The organism is Actinacidiphila acidipaludis (assembly GCF_019890725.1).
Taxonomy (GTDB): Bacteria; Actinomycetota; Actinomycetes; order Streptomycetales; family Streptomycetaceae; genus Actinacidiphila; species Actinacidiphila acidipaludis.
The window spans coordinates 59632-76738 of sequence record NZ_JAINZZ010000008.1 but is presented as its reverse complement, the minus strand read 5'-3'; the positions used below and the strand labels follow the sequence as shown (position 1 = coordinate 76738).

16 protein-coding genes are annotated in these 17107 nt (G+C 74.5%); 11 read left to right on the top strand and 5 right to left on the bottom strand.

Annotated features, from left to right (window positions below; genetic code table 11):
• Positions 1-271: 271 nt before the first annotated feature.
• Both K7862_RS09785 and K7862_RS09780 read left to right on the top strand, forming a co-directional pair.
• The gene (locus tag K7862_RS09785; RefSeq protein WP_262412911.1) at positions 272-1453 is read left to right on the top strand and encodes a M14 family zinc carboxypeptidase; all 1182 of its coding nucleotides are present in this window, start codon (positions 272-274) and stop codon (positions 1451-1453) included.
• A 170-nt stretch (positions 1454-1623) separates the two neighbouring features.
• Positions 1624-1893, top strand: coding sequence for a LapA family protein (locus tag K7862_RS09780; protein WP_372461539.1), 270 nt, complete (start codon positions 1624-1626; stop codon positions 1891-1893).
• Between the two features lie 40 nt (positions 1894-1933).
• Here the strand turns inward: K7862_RS09780 and K7862_RS09775 are convergent, their stop codons facing one another.
• Complete coding sequence (locus K7862_RS09775) at positions 1934-2371, bottom strand: GNAT family N-acetyltransferase (RefSeq protein ID WP_504740051.1); 438 nt, start codon at positions 2369-2371, stop codon at positions 1934-1936.
• Positions 2372-2471: 100 nt separating this feature from the next.
• Between K7862_RS09775 and K7862_RS09770 the strand changes: the two genes are divergently transcribed.
• From K7862_RS09770 to K7862_RS09760, 3 genes are all read left to right on the top strand, one after another.
• Positions 2472-3284: an exodeoxyribonuclease III gene (locus K7862_RS09770; RefSeq protein WP_222962063.1), complete on the top strand. Its 813-nt coding sequence runs from the start codon at positions 2472-2474 to the stop codon at positions 3282-3284.
• Between the two features lie 139 nt (positions 3285-3423).
• The gene (tsaA, locus tag K7862_RS09765) at positions 3424-3891 is read left to right on the top strand and encodes a tRNA (N6-threonylcarbamoyladenosine(37)-N6)-methyltransferase TrmO (protein WP_222962062.1); all 468 of its coding nucleotides are present in this window, start codon (positions 3424-3426) and stop codon (positions 3889-3891) included.
• Between the two features lie 81 nt (positions 3892-3972).
• The gene (locus tag K7862_RS09760; RefSeq protein ID WP_222962061.1) at positions 3973-4740 is read left to right on the top strand and encodes a Mut7-C RNAse domain-containing protein; all 768 of its coding nucleotides are present in this window, start codon (positions 3973-3975) and stop codon (positions 4738-4740) included.
• Between the two features lie 135 nt (positions 4741-4875).
• Here the strand turns inward: K7862_RS09760 and K7862_RS09755 are convergent, their stop codons facing one another.
• From K7862_RS09755 to K7862_RS09745, 3 genes are all read right to left on the bottom strand, one after another.
• A complete protein-coding gene (locus K7862_RS09755; RefSeq protein WP_222962060.1) occupies positions 4876-7971 on the bottom strand; it encodes a hypothetical protein in 3096 nt (1031 codons plus the stop codon).
• Positions 7968-9881, bottom strand: coding sequence for an HSP90 family protein (locus K7862_RS09750; protein ID WP_222962059.1), 1914 nt, complete (start codon positions 9879-9881; stop codon positions 7968-7970). The genes K7862_RS09755 and K7862_RS09750 overlap by 4 nt, the downstream gene beginning before the upstream one ends.
• A 78-nt stretch (positions 9882-9959) precedes the next feature.
• Entirely contained in the window at positions 9960-10964 is a 1005-nt protein-coding gene (locus K7862_RS09745; protein WP_222962058.1) for a hypothetical protein, read from the bottom strand.
• A gap of 304 nt (positions 10965-11268) precedes the next feature.
• Here K7862_RS09745 and K7862_RS09740 point away from each other — a divergent pair, with 304 nt between their 5' ends.
• The 4 genes from K7862_RS09740 to K7862_RS09725 all read left to right on the top strand — a co-directional run bounded on the left by K7862_RS09740 (position 11269) and on the right by K7862_RS09725 (position 14137).
• Positions 11269-11889, top strand: a complete 621-nt coding sequence (locus tag K7862_RS09740; RefSeq protein WP_222962057.1) for an ArsR/SmtB family transcription factor — start codon at positions 11269-11271, stop codon at positions 11887-11889.
• On the top strand, positions 11886-12437 hold the full coding sequence (locus tag K7862_RS09735) for a dihydrofolate reductase family protein (protein ID WP_222962056.1): 552 nt from the start codon (positions 11886-11888) through the stop codon (positions 12435-12437). Before K7862_RS09740 ends, K7862_RS09735 begins: the two co-directional genes overlap by 4 nt.
• A gap of 3 nt (positions 12438-12440) precedes the next feature.
• On the top strand, positions 12441-13190 hold the full coding sequence (locus tag K7862_RS09730; RefSeq protein ID WP_222962055.1) for an SRPBCC family protein: 750 nt from the start codon (positions 12441-12443) through the stop codon (positions 13188-13190).
• 233 nt (positions 13191-13423) lie between these two features.
• Positions 13424-14137: an alpha/beta fold hydrolase gene (locus K7862_RS09725; protein WP_222962054.1), complete on the top strand. Its 714-nt coding sequence runs from the start codon at positions 13424-13426 to the stop codon at positions 14135-14137.
• Here the strand turns inward: K7862_RS09725 and K7862_RS09720 are convergent.
• A complete protein-coding gene (locus tag K7862_RS09720; protein ID WP_222962053.1) occupies positions 14091-15179 on the bottom strand; it encodes a MerR family transcriptional regulator in 1089 nt (362 codons plus the stop codon). The two genes, K7862_RS09725 and K7862_RS09720, sit on opposite strands and share 47 nt — an antisense overlap.
• An 83-nt stretch (positions 15180-15262) precedes the next feature.
• On the opposite strand from K7862_RS09720, the gene K7862_RS09715 reads away from it, so the two are divergent.
• Together K7862_RS09715 and K7862_RS09710 are read left to right on the top strand one after the other, a co-directional pair.
• The gene (locus K7862_RS09715; protein ID WP_222962052.1) at positions 15263-15898 is read left to right on the top strand and encodes a GNAT family N-acetyltransferase; all 636 of its coding nucleotides are present in this window, start codon (positions 15263-15265) and stop codon (positions 15896-15898) included.
• Positions 15899-16122: 224 nt separating this feature from the next.
• On the top strand, positions 16123-16995 hold the full coding sequence (locus K7862_RS09710; protein WP_262412910.1) for a L,D-transpeptidase family protein: 873 nt from the start codon (positions 16123-16125) through the stop codon (positions 16993-16995).
• Positions 16996-17107: the final 112 nt, after the last annotated feature.

The following is a 17107-nucleotide window of genomic DNA, read 5'->3' as shown; positions in this document are numbered from 1 at the left end:
GGACGCGGGCCGCCGTGCCCCGGCCTGCGCTCCCGCCGGACCGCGACGGCGGACCCATCGGCCGGCCCTCCGGCCAGGTGTCATCGCGCCCGCGAAAGGTCGCGGTAGCACCGTTGACACCTCAACCGACGCCGTGACCTACTAACGGAACCCACTCGATGTCGTGATGCGGCCGGGACGTGGACCACGCCCCGGCTCCTGGGGGATTGCGGTGACGAGACAGCGCTATCCGACCACCGCCGAAGTGACCGACGGTGCTCGGGTGTTGACCATGAGGTACCCCCGGTTGTGCCGGCTGCGTGAGGTCGGCCGATCGCGGGCGGGACGGCCGCTGCTGATGCTGACGGTCGGGCACGGGACGCGCAACGTCCTGGTGGTGGCGGGTCCGCACGCCAACGAGGCCGCGATAGGCGGTGCGACGGTCCTGCGGCTGGCCGCCCAGATGGCCGAGATCCGCGAACGCGGCGCGGACGACGGCAGCACCTGGCACTTCCTGCTGTGCATCGACCCCGACGGCGCGGTGCTCAACGAGCCCTGGCTGTCCGGTCCTTACACCCTGCGCGGACACTACGAGCACTTCTTCCGGCCGTGCGCCGCGGAGCAGCCCGAGTGGCTGCCGCACGACGACGCCGCCCCGCTCTGCCCGGCCCTGCCCGAGACCCGCGCCCTGCTGGGCGTGCTCGACGGTCTCCGGCCGGTCCTGCAGTGCTCGCTGCACGGCATCGACGTCGGCGGCAGTTTCGTCCAGCTCACCAGCGACGTGCCGGGCGTGCCCGAGCGGATCGGCAAGTCCGCGGCCGAGCTGGACATCCCGCTGGAGAGCGGCTCGTCCGACGCGTTCCAGTGGCCGAGCCCGGGGCCCGGGGTCTACGTGATGCCGCCCGGGGACGACCTCGCGGCCGGTGACGGCGCCCACTCCACCTGGGCCCACGCCCAGCGCTACGACGGCGTCACGGCCATCGTCGAGGTGCCGATGTGGGCGTGCGACCGCAGCGCCGACACCACGCCGCACCCCGACCCCGACCACGCCCTCCGCGCCGCCGGCGCCGCCCTGCGCCGCGACCTGCCGACGGTGGCGCGCGTGCTGGACCGCATCGACCCGCGGCTGATCGGCGCCGACAGCCCGATGCTGCGCACCGTGCGGGAACTCGTCGGCATCGGACCGCAGCTGAGCGCCGAGTGGGACCCGGCCGTGCGCCCGCCGGACGCGGCGCCGCTGCCGCCGATGACGACCGCCCGCGTCACCAGCATCCAGGTCTACGCGCAGCGCATCCCGCTGCGCGCGGCCGCCATGCTGCGCCGCATCGCCGACGTCCCCGCCGTCACGCGCCTGGTCGACCAGTGGTGCGCGGCGTACGAGTCGGCCTACCGGCCGCGCTGGGTGCCGGTCGAGGACCAGGTCGAGCAGCAGGCCCGCAGCGTGCTGGCGGTGTACGAGGAACTGTGCACCTGAGCGGTTCCGTGCCGCTCCGGCCCGCCCCGGTGCGGGCGTCACCCGGACGGACCGTCCGGGAGCCCGCGTGCGCCCGACCACGCCGATCATGGGGTCAGGACGGCCCTGCCACCGAGCGGTCCGGGGACGAGCCGTCGGCGATGCGGGGCGAGCGAGAGCGGGTGAAGGCGATGAGCGGAACCGCAGGGACCGGCGGGACGCCTCCGGGTACGGCTCAGCGCTGGACCGTGCGCGACATGCTGACGCCGGGCCGCGTCGTCGTGCTCGTCCTGGCGATCCTCGCCCTGATCTTCATCTTCGAGAACACCCACGACGTCCGGATCAGGGTGCTGATCCCGGTGGTCACCATGCCCCTGTGGGGGGCGCTGCTGATCACCTTCGTCGTCGGCATCCTGTGCGGGCTGTACGCGGGCTACGCCCGAAGACGCCGCCGCCGATAGCGCGGGCCGCGGGGGCCGTCGGGGTCGGCCACCGGCCGGTTCAGCCGAGGGGCTTGCCCATGCACAGGGACGTCTCGTGGTGCCGGTAGTAGCCGAACTTCTCCACCGGGGTGTAGCCCGACGTCTCGTACAGCCGGATGGCCTCGGGCTGCTTCGAACCCGTCTCCAGCACCATGCGGGTCCTGCCCGCGGCCGCCGCGCTCGCCTCCAGCTCGGCGAGCAGCCGCCGGGCCAGCCCGCGCCCGCGCGCCTCGGCCACCACGAACATCCGCTTGATCTCCGCGTCGCCGTCCTCGAACCCCTCGGGCGAGGCGTCCTGGGCGCGCCAGCCGCCGCTGGCCACCGGCGTGCCGTCGGCGTCGTAGACCAGCAGGTACAGGCCCCGCGGCGGGTCGAAGTGCGCGGCGGCCATCTCCGTCAGGTCGCCGTCCCCGTAGCGGCTGACGTACTCCAGCTGCACGAGGTCGTTGAGCTTCATAGCGTCGGGGTGGTCGAAACGGGTCGTTCTGATCTCCACGGTCACCATCGTACGTGCGTGCGGTCATGAGCCCGCGATCCGGCCCGGGTAGGGTCCAGGGATGCTCACCGTCACCACCGTGAACGTCAACGGCCTGCGCGCCGCCGGCAAGAAGGGCTTCCTGCCCTGGCTGGACACCACCTCCGCCGACGTGATCTGCCTCCAGGAGGTCCGGGCCGAGCCCGACCAGCTCTCCGCCGAACTGCGCGCGCCGGCCGGCTGGTACGCCTACCACGCGCCGGCCGCCGCCAAGGGCCGCGCGGGCGTCTCGGTGCTGAGCCGGCGCGAGCCGGTCGCGGTGCGTGTCGGGTTCGGCGCGGCGGAGTTCGACGCGTCCGGCCGGTACCTGGAGATCGACCTGCCGCACGCCGGTACCACCGTGACCGTCGGCAGCCTGTACCTGCCCTCCGGTGAGGTCGGCACCGAACGGCAGGACGAGAAGTACCGCTTCATGGACGCCTTCCACCAGCACCTGACCGCGACCCTCGACCGGACGGCCGGGGACGCCGACGGGCACGCGGTCGTGTGCGGCGACTGGAACATCGCGCACCAGGAGGTGGACCTGAGGAACTGGCGCGCCAACCAGAAGTCCGCCGGGTTCCTGCCCGAGGAGCGCGCCTGGATGTCCCGGGTACTGGCCCCCGACGCCTGGCGGGACGTCGTCCGCGACCTGCACCCGGAGACCACCGGCCCGTACTCGTGGTGGTCCTACCGCGGCAAGGCCTTCGACAACGACAGCGGCTGGCGCATCGACTACCAGGTGGCCACCCCGCGCCTGGCGAAGACCGCGACCACCGCCGTCGTCGAGCGGGCCGCCTCCTACGACCTGCGCTGGTCCGACCACGCGCCGGTCACCGTCAGCTACGACCTCTGAGGATGCAGGCCACGGTTGTGGGGCCGGACCGCCCGTGAGGCCGGGTCGCACGCGCGGAGTGCAGGTGGGGTCCCCGAGAACCACTGCGGGGCCGCGCGTGCGCATCTAGGCTCGGGACCGACACCGCAGGAGGCCGTGCATGACGCGAGAGCACCCCGGGACACCGCCCGATGCCGCCGGGGGGCAGGCGGGCACCTCCTTCCCCGTGGTGCCCGTCGGCCGGGTGGAGTCCCCGCTGGCCGACCGGGCCGACGCGCCGCGGCAGGGCGACGAGGGGGCGCCCGACGCCTGGCTGGTCTTCGACCCCGCCTACCGGCCCGCCCTGCGCGACCTCACCCCCGGCAGCGACGTCCTGCTGCTCACCTGGCTGGACCGCGCCGACCGCACCCGGCTGACCGTGCACCCGCGCGGCGACGCCTCCCGCCCGGAACAGGGCGTCTTCAGCACCCGCTCCCCTGACCGGCCGAACCCCATCGGCCTGCACCGGGTCCGGGTCCTCGGCGTCGACCCGGACGGCGCCCGGCTCCGCGTCAGCGGCCTGGAGGCGCTGGACGGCACCCCGGTCCTGGACGTCAAACCGGTCCTCGGCGACGTCGCCGAGCGCTGAGACCCGGGCGGGCCGGCCGGGGCTCGGGACCGGCGCGGAAACGCGTGGTCCGCGGGTGCGTGCCGATGGCATGCTGAGGCCGTGAGCCGACCACGCATCACCGTCACCGTGCCCCCCGAACTGCACGTGTTCGTGCCCGCCGAGCGTCGCCACGCCGAGGCGGGCGAGGTCGTCACCGACGGCAGTTCGTCGCTCGGCCACGTCGTGGAGTCACTGGGCATCCCGCTCACCGAGGTGGGCCGACTCACCGTGGACGGCCGCGAGGCCGCCGTCGCCCACGTCCCCGCCGACGGCGAGCACATCGGCGTGCACGCGGTGGTCCGGCCGCAGCAGGTGCCGGGCGCGCCGTTGCGGTTCCTGCTGGACGTGCATCTGGGCACGCTCGCCCGGCGGTTGCGGCTGCTCGGCGTCGACGCGGCCTATCTCAACGAGGACATCGGCGACCCGGCGCTGGCCGCCCGGTCCGCCCGCGAGAAGCGGGTCATGCTCTCGCGGGACCGCGGACTGCTGCGCCGCCGCGAGCTGTGGGCCGGGGCCTATGTCTACAGCGACCGCCCGGAGGAGCAACTCGACGACGTGCTCCAGCGGTTCGCCCCCGACCTCGCGCCGTGGACCCGCTGCGTCGCATGCAACGGCCCGCTGACGCAGGCCGACAAGGACGACGTCCAGGACCGCCTCGAAGGCGGCACGCAGCGTTCCTACGACGTGTTCGCCCAGTGCACGGGCTGCTCCCGCGTCTACTGGAAGGGCGCCCACCACGCGACCCTGCAGGCCGTCGTCGACCGTGCCCTCCGCGCCTACGGCTCGCCCGCCGGGCCGGCTACGGACACGGGCCGCCGCACTGGCTGACGCAGGGGCTGACGCCGCCGCACTGCCGAAGGCCGTGCTCGCGCGGGCCGGTACCGCCGCCGGACCGCCGACCCGCCCGGCGGGCGTGCGGGTCGGCGGCGGACGGACGGCTGCGGCCCGAGGTGTGCCTCGGCGTCACCCCGTGCCAAGGCCGTCCCGCACCGCGGCGAGCGTCGCCGCGGCGTCGGGGAAGCCGGCGGCCTCGCAGCGGGCGATCGCGGCGGTGAGGCGGGCGGTCGCGGCGGGGACGGCGTTCAGGCCGTTGGCCTCCAGCAGGGCAGCCACCCGCACGGCCTCCGCGCGTGGCCGCTCGCCCTCCCGGCCGCCCGCCTCGTACGCCGTCACGGCCCGTTCCATCTCGGCCAGGGCCTCGGCGTAGGCGTCCGCGGAGGCGTGGCAGCGGCCGCGCTGGTAGTGGACCGCGCCGCGGTGGTACCAGTGCGCGAAGTCCCCGCCGTCCTCCGGGACGGTGGCGATGACCGCGTCGGCCCGCGCCAGGTGTTCCAGCGCCTCGGGCAGCCCCGCGCCCTCCTCCCCGGCCACCGCCAGCCGGGCGAACTCCCGCATCATCGAGACCATGTGGTGGGGCCGAGGTGCCTCCGCGTGCGCGGCGACGGCCCGTTCGTACGCCGCGGCCGCGGCCTCGCGCATGCCCGCCTTGGCCAGGGCTCCCGCCGCCTCACAGGCCACCATCGTGTGGGTGAAGCGGTCGTCCTGCCAGGTGGCCACCGTGTCCGCGAGCCGCACGAACTCCTCTGCGGCGGCCCCCTGTTCACCGAGCGCCGCGAGGCTGCGCGCGAGGTTGAGCCGGATCTGGGCGACGAGGCGGTGGTCGAGCCCACTGGTGTCGCCGAGCACGGCCGACTCCAGGACCGCCACCGCGTCGGCGCCCCGGCCGTCCCCCTCCAGCACGTCGGCGAGCTCCAGCCGGACCTCGGCGGCGTGCTGCTCGGCGCCCTCGCGGTCCAGCCGGTCCGCGGCCTCGGAGAGGTGGCGTACCGCGCCCGACGTGTCGCCGAGGGCGTGCGACGCATGACCGAGCAGCGCGTGGAACGGCCCGAGCGACAGCGACGGGTCCGGCCAGCGGGCGACGGTCGACAGTGCCTGGTGGATCAGCGGCAGCGCCTCCTCCGCCTCGCCGGACCGCAGCTTGAGCTGCGCGAGCAGCGCGAGCGGGCGTGGCGTCCGCCACGGCTGACCCGCGCCTTCCACCAGTTCCAGGGCCACGGTCAGGTCCCGCACCGCGTCGTCGAAACGGCCGCGGCGGGCGGCGATGTTCGCCGCGTACTGCCGGGCCGCCGACGCGCGGGACGGCGACTCCAGCCGCTCGGACTCGGCCAGCAGCCGCTCCACCGACGCCTCGAAGGCCTCGACGACCGCGGCCGAGGGCTCGGGGAGCTCCGCCACCAGCGCGTGGCTGGTGAGCATGGCGTCGCACTGCAGCACCGCCAGGTAGCGGTCGTGCTCCGGCGCGGCGGGCCGCGTGGCCGCCCCGCACGCGGGGCTCGTCGCCGTGCCGCTCGCCGGACCGGCCGCGGAAGCGGTGGCTGAACCCGTGCTCGAAGCGGTGGCTGCACCCGTGCTCGAAGCCGTGGCCGAACCCAGCGGTGAACCGTCCGTGGCATCGGCCCTCGTGGTCGCCAACAGCTCGCTCATGAGTTGCAGTTCGGCGTCCAGTTCGGTCCGGGCCGTGGCGAGGTCGTCGGCGCTCGGGCTGTCCGCCTCCTCGGCCGCGGCGGCCAGAGCGGTGGCCGCCCGGGCACGGGCCGCGGCCGCACGGTCCCGCGCGCCCGCCTCCTCGAAGAGTTCGGCCGCCCGCAGCATCACCGCCCGCGCGCGCGGCCAGTCCTCGTCCTCGAAACCCTGGAAGGCCTCCCGTTCGGTCAACTCGGCCCGCAGCACGATCTCCGGCCCGGCCGCCTCGTCGTGGGCGTGGCCCGCGTCCTCGGTGAGCGCGCGTATGCGGTCCCACAGGACGTCCGCGTCCGGTCGCCCGACGACGGTCAACTCGCGTGCCCGAGCCACCAGTTCGACGAAGGAGTCCGGAACCGCCCCGATCACCGTGCCGCTTGCCTCGGAACGCGGCGGCCGGGCGGTGACGACCGGGACGGCCGCCGCGGCCCGCAGACCGAGCGCCAACGGGACGTCCATGAGGACCTGTTGCCCGAGCCGTGCCGCACGCCGCCGGCTCACCGCGGGGGTGCCGTTGCGTGCGTCGAACGCCGCGGCCAGCGCGTTCGCCTCGCCCCTGACGTGCCGCAGCAGTTCGTCGACGGTCCACTCGCGTCCGGGCGGGCCCGCCACCGCGAGCGCGTCGTGACCCTCGGTGGCCAGCCGTGCGAGCAGCACCTCCACACCGGTCAGGAAGCCCAGCCGGTCCAGCGGGGCGCCGGACGTCGCGAACGCGCCCCGGTTCTCGGCCAGGATCTCCAGGCCGCGGCCCTCGTTGCGGGACAGGGCGCAGAACTCCAGGTGCAGGCCGAGCGCATCGCCCATGTCCGGGTTGCCGCGCGCGAAACGGTAACCGGCGAGGTGGTGCGAGCGGGCCTCGTCCGTCCGGCCGCACCGCAGCAGCGGCAGCAGCGCGTTGGCCTTGCTGACGTGCGGCTCCTCCAGGCACGTCTGCTCACCGGCGAGCACCGGCTCCCACTCCGCCAGCGCGCGCTCGTCGTCACCGGCCGCCACATGGTGCAGCGCCCGCTCCCGCGTCTCGCACGCCTCGCAGTCGCTCAACTCGGTCCGCGGCCGCGTCACCCACAGGTCGTAGGCGGCGTCGACGGCCGGATCGCCCGCCTCGCCGACGTGCCGGGCCATCAGGTGCCGCATCGCGTGGACCGGCTGCAGACCGTGGCCGGCCTTGGCGTACCGGTCGCGCATCTCGTCGTTCCAGCGCTCGACGGCCGTCAGCGGCACGTCCGGGACCTGGATCAGCGCGTTCGTGACCCACTTGAAGCGCCAGTAGAGCTGGTGCTCCTCCCACTCGCTGAAGTCCTCCGGCCGGGTGTCCCACATCTGCACGATGCGGGCGAACACCACCGGTGACTTCCGCTCCTCGCCCGCGTAGGTGTAGGCGGACATCAGCTCGAACAGGGCCGTCACCAGCGCGCCCCTGTCGTCGAACTGCTCCGCGGCCTGGACGAGTTCCTCGGCCCGCACGGTGCGCTGCCGGCCGTAGGGGCGCTCGTTGTTCTCCCGCAGCGCCTCGAAGACGGCCTCCGGTGTGTCCGTCACAGCGACTCCTCCCGCGGCTCGTGCATCGCGTGGTCCAGCAGGCCGATGAAGGCCCGGTTGAGCAGAGCGTTCTCCGACGCCCGCAGCGGCCGGCGGGTCAGCAGCAGGGCCTGCCCGTACAGCGCCTCGACCGCGGTCACCGCCAGCTCCCGGTCGGAGATCGACGCGGCGCGCCGTACCAGGGGGTTGAGGTGGTTCAGCACCAACTGGGCCCGGGCCACGTCCGAACGCAGCGACCCGAGGATGTCCGCCCACAACCCGCCCGTGCTGTCGGCCAGTTCGCTGCGGGTGCGCTCGTGGCGCGCCTCGCGGTTGTCCAGCAGCAGCGACGGCGCGCTGACCGGGTGGAAGCTGCGCAGCACCACGTCGCAGTCGAACTGCGCGACCACCTCGCGGGCGATGTGCAGGAAGCCCGCCGCGGCCAGTTCGGCCGCCGGGTCCGCCGCGTCCAGGTGCGCGGTGACGGTCGCCGGGTCGAGGTCCACCACCGAGCAGCCGGGCCGGACCTCGGGCAGCCGGTGCACCAGGTCCCGGTCGTACGCGTACCCGCCGTTGACCACGCCGAGCCCGGCGGCCCCCGCGATCGGCGCGACCTGCCGGAACTCCTCGACGGTCTGCGTCACCAGCACCACGGGGTGCGTGCGGGCGAACTCGTCCAGCGTTACCTGCCCGTCGGTGGTCTCGAACGGCAGCCACGGCAGCAGCAGCCGCAGCAACTCGTCGTCGTAGCGGGCCAGCGCCTTGACCGCGAGGTGATGGGTGGCGATGAACTGGTGGAGCAGCGCCGGGTCGCTCGCGGACAGGCCGGTGAGCCAGTCGCGGATCCGCGCGCCCAGCGCCTCGCGGATCGCCGCCAGCGTCTCGTCCTCGTACAGCGCCTCGCGTGACGCGGTCGGCCGCAGACTGTCCGCGTCGGCGACGCACCGGACGAAGAACGCCCAGTCCGGCAGCAGTTCGTGCGCCTGGTCGGACAGCAGCATGCCCTTGAGGTGCACACGGTGGCCCGCCTGCCGCGACGGGTGCACGGAGGTCGGCAGGACGTACGCCACGCCCTTCAACCCCACCAGCGGCAGGTCGAGTTCGATGGAGTCCAGCGGCGTGAAGCCGAAGGTGGTGCGGCAGTGCTCGGTCAGCGCCTCGCGCCGGGCCTGCGGCGAGCCGTGCCGTACCTGCCACGGCGGCGGCGCGGCGTTGATGCGCGTGGTCCCGCCGTGCGCGTCGCTGACGTCGACCGGGTGCCGCAGCAGACCGCCGTAGTGCCGGGCCAGCGCCACCACCTGGTCCGGACGCGTCCACTCGGCGGCGTCCCGCCGGGGGACGAGCGTGACGGTCGTGCCGGGCTCGGGCACCGCACCGTCGGGCAGCGTGCGGATCGCGTACCGCCCGTCGGAACCGCCGCGCCACTCCACCGCCGGGGCCGCCGGATCGGCCGCGGACCTCGTGGTCACGGTGATCTCGTCCGCCACCACGAAACAGGCGAGCAGCCCGATGCCGAACTGGCCGATGAAGTCGGCGCGTCCGGCGGCGAGGCGGTCGGCCAGCGCGGTGTCCGGCACCACGCCGGGACCCTGCCTCCGCCCCGCACCCGCGTTCAGCGCCTCGTCCTGCGGTGCCCCGGCCCCGGCGTCCCGCTTGGAACTGCGGCCGATGGTGGCCAGGAACCGGTGCACGTCCGCCTCGGTCAGCCCGATCCCGGTGTCGGTGACGGTGAGCCGGTCCTCGTCCGTCCGCACGCTGATCAGCGCGGGCGCCCTCGGGTCGAGCGCCTGCCGCGCGGTGATCGCGTCCACCGCGTTCTGCAGCAGCTCGCGCAGGTACACCCGGGGGCTGGAGTACAGGTGGTGGGAGAGGAGGTCGACCAGGCCGCGCAGGTCGACCTGGAAGGTGTGCGTCGTCTGGGCTTCTGACACCGGTGAAGGCCTTCTGATGGTGGGACGGTCAGGACGGCGTGGGGGGTACGGCTCGAGCGAGCCGCCGGGAAGGGGGGTTCAGGCTCCGGCGCGGGAACGCCAGGTGCGGAACGGGACGGTGGGGTCCTGCCCGTCGAGGTACATCCACGGGAACTCGGTCACGCTGCCGTCGAGCACCCGGAACAGGTCGGCGGCGGCGTCGCGTTCGCCGGCGAGCGCGAAGGCCAGCGCGAACGTGTTGAAGCCGCGCGTCCAGTCGCGGTGCCGCACGTGGTCCGGGTGGTGCACCGAACGTTCGGCGGCCTCGTACAGCTCCAGCACGACCGCCGAACGGCCCATGTACCCGCTGCCGGCGGGGGCGTCCACGTCGCCGTCCTCGTCGAGCCACTGCTCCAGGTGCGCGATCGCGACGAGTTCGCCGAGGGGGCCGCCCGGGACGTCACCGAGCATGGCCTCGCGGGCGAAGGCGTGCATCCGGGCGTGCGAGCCGCTCCATTTGCGGCACACCTGCTGCAAGTGCTGCCGGTGGGCCGCCAGATGACCGGGGGAGCGGCGCACCGCGGCCTCGAAACGGCGCTGCGCGACCGCCTGGCCGACCTGGAGCCCGCGGCCGCTGATCTGCAGCAGGTACCAGGGCGCGACCCACTCCGGTGCCCGTTCGGCCACCGCGTAGAGCTGGCCCTCCGCGACCCGCAGCCGGGTGTGGAAGACCTCGAACTGCTCCTTGGACACGTACTTGGCCATCTTCCGGGTGCGGGCCTCCCAGGCCCACTCGATGTGCCGGGCGCCGGAGACGAGCAACGGCAGGGCCGCGTCCGGCTCGGCCTCGACCACGGCCGGGATCCAGGTCTCGACGCCGCCGACCGTCATCACGGCCTCGACCAGCCAGGTCAGGTCCACGCCGTCCAGCGCCGCGTCCAGCACGGCGCGCACGCCGGGCCAGTCGCCGTTCGCCGCCGCCTTCCGCAGCAGCTCCACCCGTTCGTCGCCGTGACTCCGGTCGATCCAGGCCCTGCTGCTCCGTCCCCACCTCGGCAGTAGGGGCCGCCCGGCCCCGGCGGTGGTACGGCGGATCAACGGCATACGACGGCCCCTTCGCGTCAACTCCCCAGGGCCGTGCCAACACTGCCCCCCGACGCACCTGCATATCACGCCCACCCGACACACCATCACCTGTTGGCCCACCTCACCTCACACGAAGCCGCCGTCCAGCGGCCCGAGGACGCCTCGTCGTGAGCGTGGGGCCGCGCCCCCGGGCGACCAGGGGCCCGGGCGAACACGACCCCCGTCACCCACGAACCCGAGCCCGCACACACCCGGCCGGCCCTCCCCAGCCGAAAAACCGTCCCGTCTGGACAAAAAAAGTTTTCGGTGCGACGGTGGAGCCATGCTGGATGTGAGCGTGATCGAAGACGCCGAGGCGGCCGCCGTCTCGCTGGAGCCGATCCGGGCCCGCCTGCTGGCGGAACTGGCCGGCGGCCCGGCCTCGGCGACGATGCTGGCCGCGCGGGTCGGCCTGCCGCGGCAGAAGGTGAACTACCACCTGCGCGCCCTGGAGAAGCACGGCCTCGTCGAACTCGCCGGCGAACGCCGCAAGGGCAACGTCACCGAGCGCCTGATGCGGGCCACCGCCGCCTCGTACGTGATCTCGCCGACAGCCCTGGCCGCGGTCCAGCCCGACCCCGCCCGCTTCCGCGACCAGCTCTCGGCCCGCTGGCTGCTGGCCGTCGCCGCGCGCCTCGTCAGGGACGTGGGCATGCTGATCACCGGCGCCGACCGGGCCCGGCAGCGGGTCGCGACCTACGCCCTGGACGGCGAGGTCCGCTTCGCCTCCGCCGCCGACCGCGCGGCCTTCGTCGAGGAGCTGACCCGCGGCGTCGGCGCGCTCGTCGCCAAGTACCACGACGACGACGCCGAGGGCGGCCGTCCGCACCGCGTCGTCGTCGCCCTGCACCCCACCGTCAAGCCGCGGGACGCGGCGCCGAACGAGATCGAGGCAACGCCATGAGGAAGCTGATCGTCAGCGAGTTCCTGACCGCCGACGGGGTGATGGAGTCACCCTTCGAGTGGCACGGCCCGTACTTCGACGACGACATGGCCCGCACCGTCGGCGACCAGATGGCGGCCTCCGACGCGCTGCTGCTCGGCCGCGTCACCTACGAGGGCTTCGCCGAGGCGTGGCCGGCGATGGCCGACCAGCCGGGCGGCGCCCACATGAACGGTGTCGCCAAGTACGTCGTCTCCACGACCCTGGAGAAGGCCGACTGGACCAACTCCACCGTCATCGCCGAGGACGTCGAGGGCGCCGTGCGGCGCCTGAAGGAGCAGGAGGGCGCCGACATCACCGTCATGGGCAGCGCCACGCTGGTGCAGTGGCTGCTGGCCAGGGGCCTGGTCGACGAGATCGAGCTGCTCGTCGACCCCGTGGTCGTCGGCCGCGGCAAGAAGCTGTTCCAGGACGGCCTGCCGACGATGCCGCTGACCGTCGTGAAGTCCGAGATGTTCGGCTCCGGCGTCCACCACGTGGTCTACGCGCCGCGCCGCGAGGAGAGCTGAGCCATGCCCGAGCCGTTCGAGATCGTCCGCGAGTTCGAGGTCGAGGCGAGCCCGGAGGAGGTGTGGGACGCCGTCACCACCGGCACGGCCGGCTGGCTGTGGCCGATGGAGTACGAACCGCGCGAGGGCGGCGCCGGACCCTACGGGAGCACCGTCACCGCCTGGGACCCGCCGCACCGCTTCACCGGCCGGACCGAGGCGCCCGAAGGAGCCGGCGCGGAGGGCGGCCCGCGGCAGACCCTCAACCAGCTCGACCACCTCATCGAGCCGCGCGAGGGCGGCGGCGCGTGGGTGCGGTACGTGCACAGCGGGATCATCGTCGACGACTGGGACAACCAGTACGACGGCGCGAGCAGGCACACCGACTTCTACCTGCACACCCTGCGTCAGTACCTGGTCCATTTCCGCGGGCGTTCCGCGGTCTACTCCGGGGCCGACTCCGCGGGCGCCGCCGCCGGAGCGCCCGACGCGCTCGACCGTGCCGCGCGCGCCCTGGGTCTCGACGGCACGGCCGCCGAGGGCGACACCGTCCAGGTCCGGCTGCCGGGGGCCGACGCGCCCGCCGAGGCTGTGCTGGACTACCGCAACCGGTACTTCATCGGCCTGCGCACGGCCGACGCGATGTACCGCCTCTTCGGCCGCAACCACTTCGGCGCGACCGTCGGCGTGTCCGTCCACGACTTCGCGGCGGACGCGGACGCGGCCGGCACGGGCAAGCGGTGGCAGGACTGGCTGGACGCCGTCTACACGTAGCGGGCGGGCCGGTCGGGCGTCCCGTGGAGCCGGCCGGCCTTGCGGGCGGCGGGCGGGGTGTGCGAGCGGGGACTGTCGGTGCCGGGTGGCACGATGGCTCTCCTCGGCACCCGTGGCGGTGCGTCCGCGCCGTCCACGCGGTCCGGCCGCCGCATCGCACCCGGTGAACCGGGACGGCGAGCGAGCCAGCCCGGCTCGCGGTCCGGCACACCCGACAGGACAGGACGGCTGACATGGCGACCTTCGTACTCGTCCCCGGCGCCGACGGCAGTGCCTGGTACTGGCACCTGGTCGCGCCCGCACTACGGGCGCACGGCCACGACGTGGTCACCCTCGACCTGCCGTCGCACGACTCCGCCGACCTCGACGCCTTCGCCGACGCGATCACCGCCGCGGCCTCCGACGCCCTGGCCGCCGCCGGGCGCGAGGACCGTGCGGGCCGGCCGCTCGTCCTGGTCGCGGCGTCGCTCGCCGGCTTCTCCGCGCCGCTGGTCTGCGGCCGGATGGACGTCGACCGGCTGGTGCTGGTCAACGCCATGGTGCCGCGCCCCGGCGAGACCGCGGGGGAGTGGTGGGGGGCGACGGGACAGCCGGCGGCCAGGGCCGCCCGCGCCGAGGCGATGGGACGGCACGGCGCCGACGCGGAGTTCGACCTCCGGACCGACTTCTTCCACGACGTGCCGGCCGCGGTCACCGAGGAGGCGTTCGCGGCGGCGCCCGGCGGGCCGCCCTCGGGTGTCTTCGCCCAGCCCTGGCCGCTGAAGGAGTGGCCGAGCGTGCCGACCCGCTTCATCCAGGGCGCCGACGACCGGTTCTTCCCGGCGGACTTCCAGCGGCGCGTGGTGGGCGAGCGGCTCGGCATCGAGGTCGAGGAACTGCCGGGCGGCCACCTGATGGCCCTCAGCCGCCCGCAGGAGCTGACCGAGGCTCTGCTGAAGGAGGCGTGAGGGCGAGCGCCCGCAGCGACCAGTCGAGGACCGGCGCCAGACTCCGCGGCGCGGGCCAGGCGTTGACGACCGCGAGCAGCCGGACGTAGCGCTCACGGCGGGGGTCGTTCAGCTGCCGCAGCCTGAGCAGGAGGCGCGTGTGCGGGCCGGTGGCCGGTGCGCCCCCGCCGGGGCCGCCGCACTCGGAGGCCGGGCCGTCGTCGGCGTCAGGGGCGTCAGGGCCATCCGGGGCGTAAGGGGCGGCGGGGTCCGGTCCTGCGCCGAGGAACTCCGCGCAGCCCGCCGTGAGGGCCCGCACGAACGGTTCGGCCTCCGGTGACCCCGGCTCCACCCCGGCCGCCACGGCCGGCGCGACGACTGCCTGGACGGTCGCGGCCAGATCGGGCCGCACCGCCCGAGCCCCGCCGAGCCGCCGATCGCGCTCGGCCGCCTCCTCGGCGACCAGCCGCCGCATGTGGGAGCGGAATCCCGGATCGCCCGAGAGCTCGGCCAGTTCCACCCACGCCTCGACCCTGGCCGGTTCGGCGTCGTCCGGCAACTGGGCCGTCAGCGACCGCACGGCCGCGCCGAACGCCGGGTCGGCGGCGTGCTCCTGGAAGACCTCGTCGAGGAACGCCCCGACCAGTCGGGTGCGTTCGTCGGCGGAGAGGCGGGCCAGCCGGTGCACGAGCGTCAACTCCTCGGGATCGAGACCACGGTGTGCCATCTGCGCGAGGACCGCGCGGCGCAGGCGCAGGACGCGGATCTGCACGTCCAGAGCCGCGGCGTGCGTCGCGGCGACCTCGGACAGCGGGAGTTCCCGGTCCGCCACCCGGCGGACGGTCGCCAGATCCAGACCCAGCTCGCGCAGCGTCCGCACGAGGTCCAGCCGTGCGACGGCGTCGGCGCCGTACCGCCGGTAGCCCGCCGCGGTGCGGGCGGCCGGCGTCACGATGCCGCGGTCGGAGTAGAACCGGACGGTCTTGACCGTCAGGCCGGTGCGCCGGGCGAGTTCGCCGATCGCGTACAACGGGCCGTCACCGGCCGGGTCCTCGTCGTCCATACCTCCACTGTGCTGTATCCCCTCGGTGGAGACGCAAGGGCCGCACAGCGGTCCGTGGGTCCGCCGCGGCGATAATCGCGGCCATGGACGACGGCATCAGGACGGACGAGACCGCGGCGGACCCGCGCACCGGAACGCGGGACGGCGCATCCGGCGCCTGGCACGAGGACGGGATCACCGTCGTGCCGGCGAACGAGGTGACCTGGGACGACCTGACCCTGGTCCTCGGGACCGCGCGCTGCCACGGCGGCCTGTGCTTCTGCCAGCGGTTCAAGGCGCCCACCCCGGAGTGGCGCGAGGTGGACGACGGTGAGCGCGCCCACCGGCTGCGGACCCAGACCGAGTGCGGGCAGCCCGGCGCGGCGGCCACCAGCGGCCTGGTCGCCCTTGTCGACGGCGAGCCCGTCGGATGGTGCGCGGTCGAACCCCGCACCGCGTACCCCAAGCTCCGCGGCACGCGCATCCCCTGGGCCGGCCGCCAGGAGGACCGCGACGACCCCTCGGTGTGGGCGGTCACCTGCTTCGTCGTCCGCGCCCCGGCACGCCGTACCGGGGCCACCCACGTCCTCGCCCGGGCCGCCGCCGACTTCGCCCGCCGCCGCGGCGCACGGGCGGTCGAGGTATCCCGATGGTCACTCAGCCCGGCGCGGACGTGCCGTGGGGGGAACTGCACGTCGGCACGCCGGGCGCGTTCGCCGCCGCGGGCTTCACCGAGGTGAGCCGTCCCACGCCGCGCCGCGTGGTCATGCGGCTCGGCTTCGGGGAGAGCTGAGGCCCCTGCGGGACCGCGCTCTCCGGGGGGCGCCGCGTGGCCCGGCGTCAGCGGGAGTTCACGGTCACTCACCCGAACGGCCCTGCCGCGAATGTGATGTGTGGGGCGAATCGGGCGTCTACGGGGGTCGGATACCGGCACAGGCAGGTCTGTTTGCAAGGATCGTCGGCGATGACTTCCGCTCCGACCGAAGCGCTCGAGCAGCGCGACTCCGCACCCAGCCGTGGCCGGCACCGGCTCCGGCAGTCCCGTCGTACCGCCCGCAAGGGCGTGATCATGGCGGCGGCGGGTGCCGTGGGGCTCGCGGCGCTCGGCGCGGGATACGTCGTCCTCGGCCGGCAGGGCGGCACCGTTGCCGCAGCCGCCGACGGCGGCCACAAGGCCGCCGCACCGCCGTCGGCGACGACCCACGCCCCCGCGGGTCCCGGTGCCCTTGGCAGCAGGACCGAACTGCCGCTCGCGATACCCGGACTCGGCCCGAAGACACGCGCGGCCATCCCGGCGGCGAGCACCCAGGTGCTGGTCGCGTCCGGCGCGTCCAAGAACTCCTCGAACGCCGTCGTGACCCTGTGGACGCGCACCAAGGACGGTCACTGGCACGCCGGTGCCTCCTGGCCGGCCCACAACGCCCTGCACGGCTGGACGCGCAGCCACCACGCCGGGGACCTGCACAGCCCCATCGGCGTCTTCACGCTGCACGACGCGGGGGGCTTCGACGCCGATCCCGGCTCCAAGCTGCCCTACCACCACTCGGCCCGGTTCCGGGCCGGCGGCACCGGCTTCGACGGCGAGCCGCTGGACGACGCGTTCGACTACGTCATCGCGATCGACTACAACCGGGTGCCCGGCACCTCGCCGCTCGACGGATCCCAGCCGCTCGGCGCCGGTCGTGGCGGCGGCATCTGGGTGCACGTCGACCACGGCGGCCCGACCCACGGCTGCGTCAGCGTCTCCGCCGCCCACATGGTGGAGCTGCTGCGCACGCTGACGCCGGCCGGCCATCCGGTCATCGTCATGGGCGACCGGGCGTCGCTGGCGGCCTGATCGCGGGCCGTTGCGGCCTTGGACGGGACGGCCTGTCCGGGGCGGGTGTCCGTGCGGCCTGGACGGGACGTCGTGCCCGGGGTGGGCGGGCGTCCTGAGCGAGCTGGTTCCG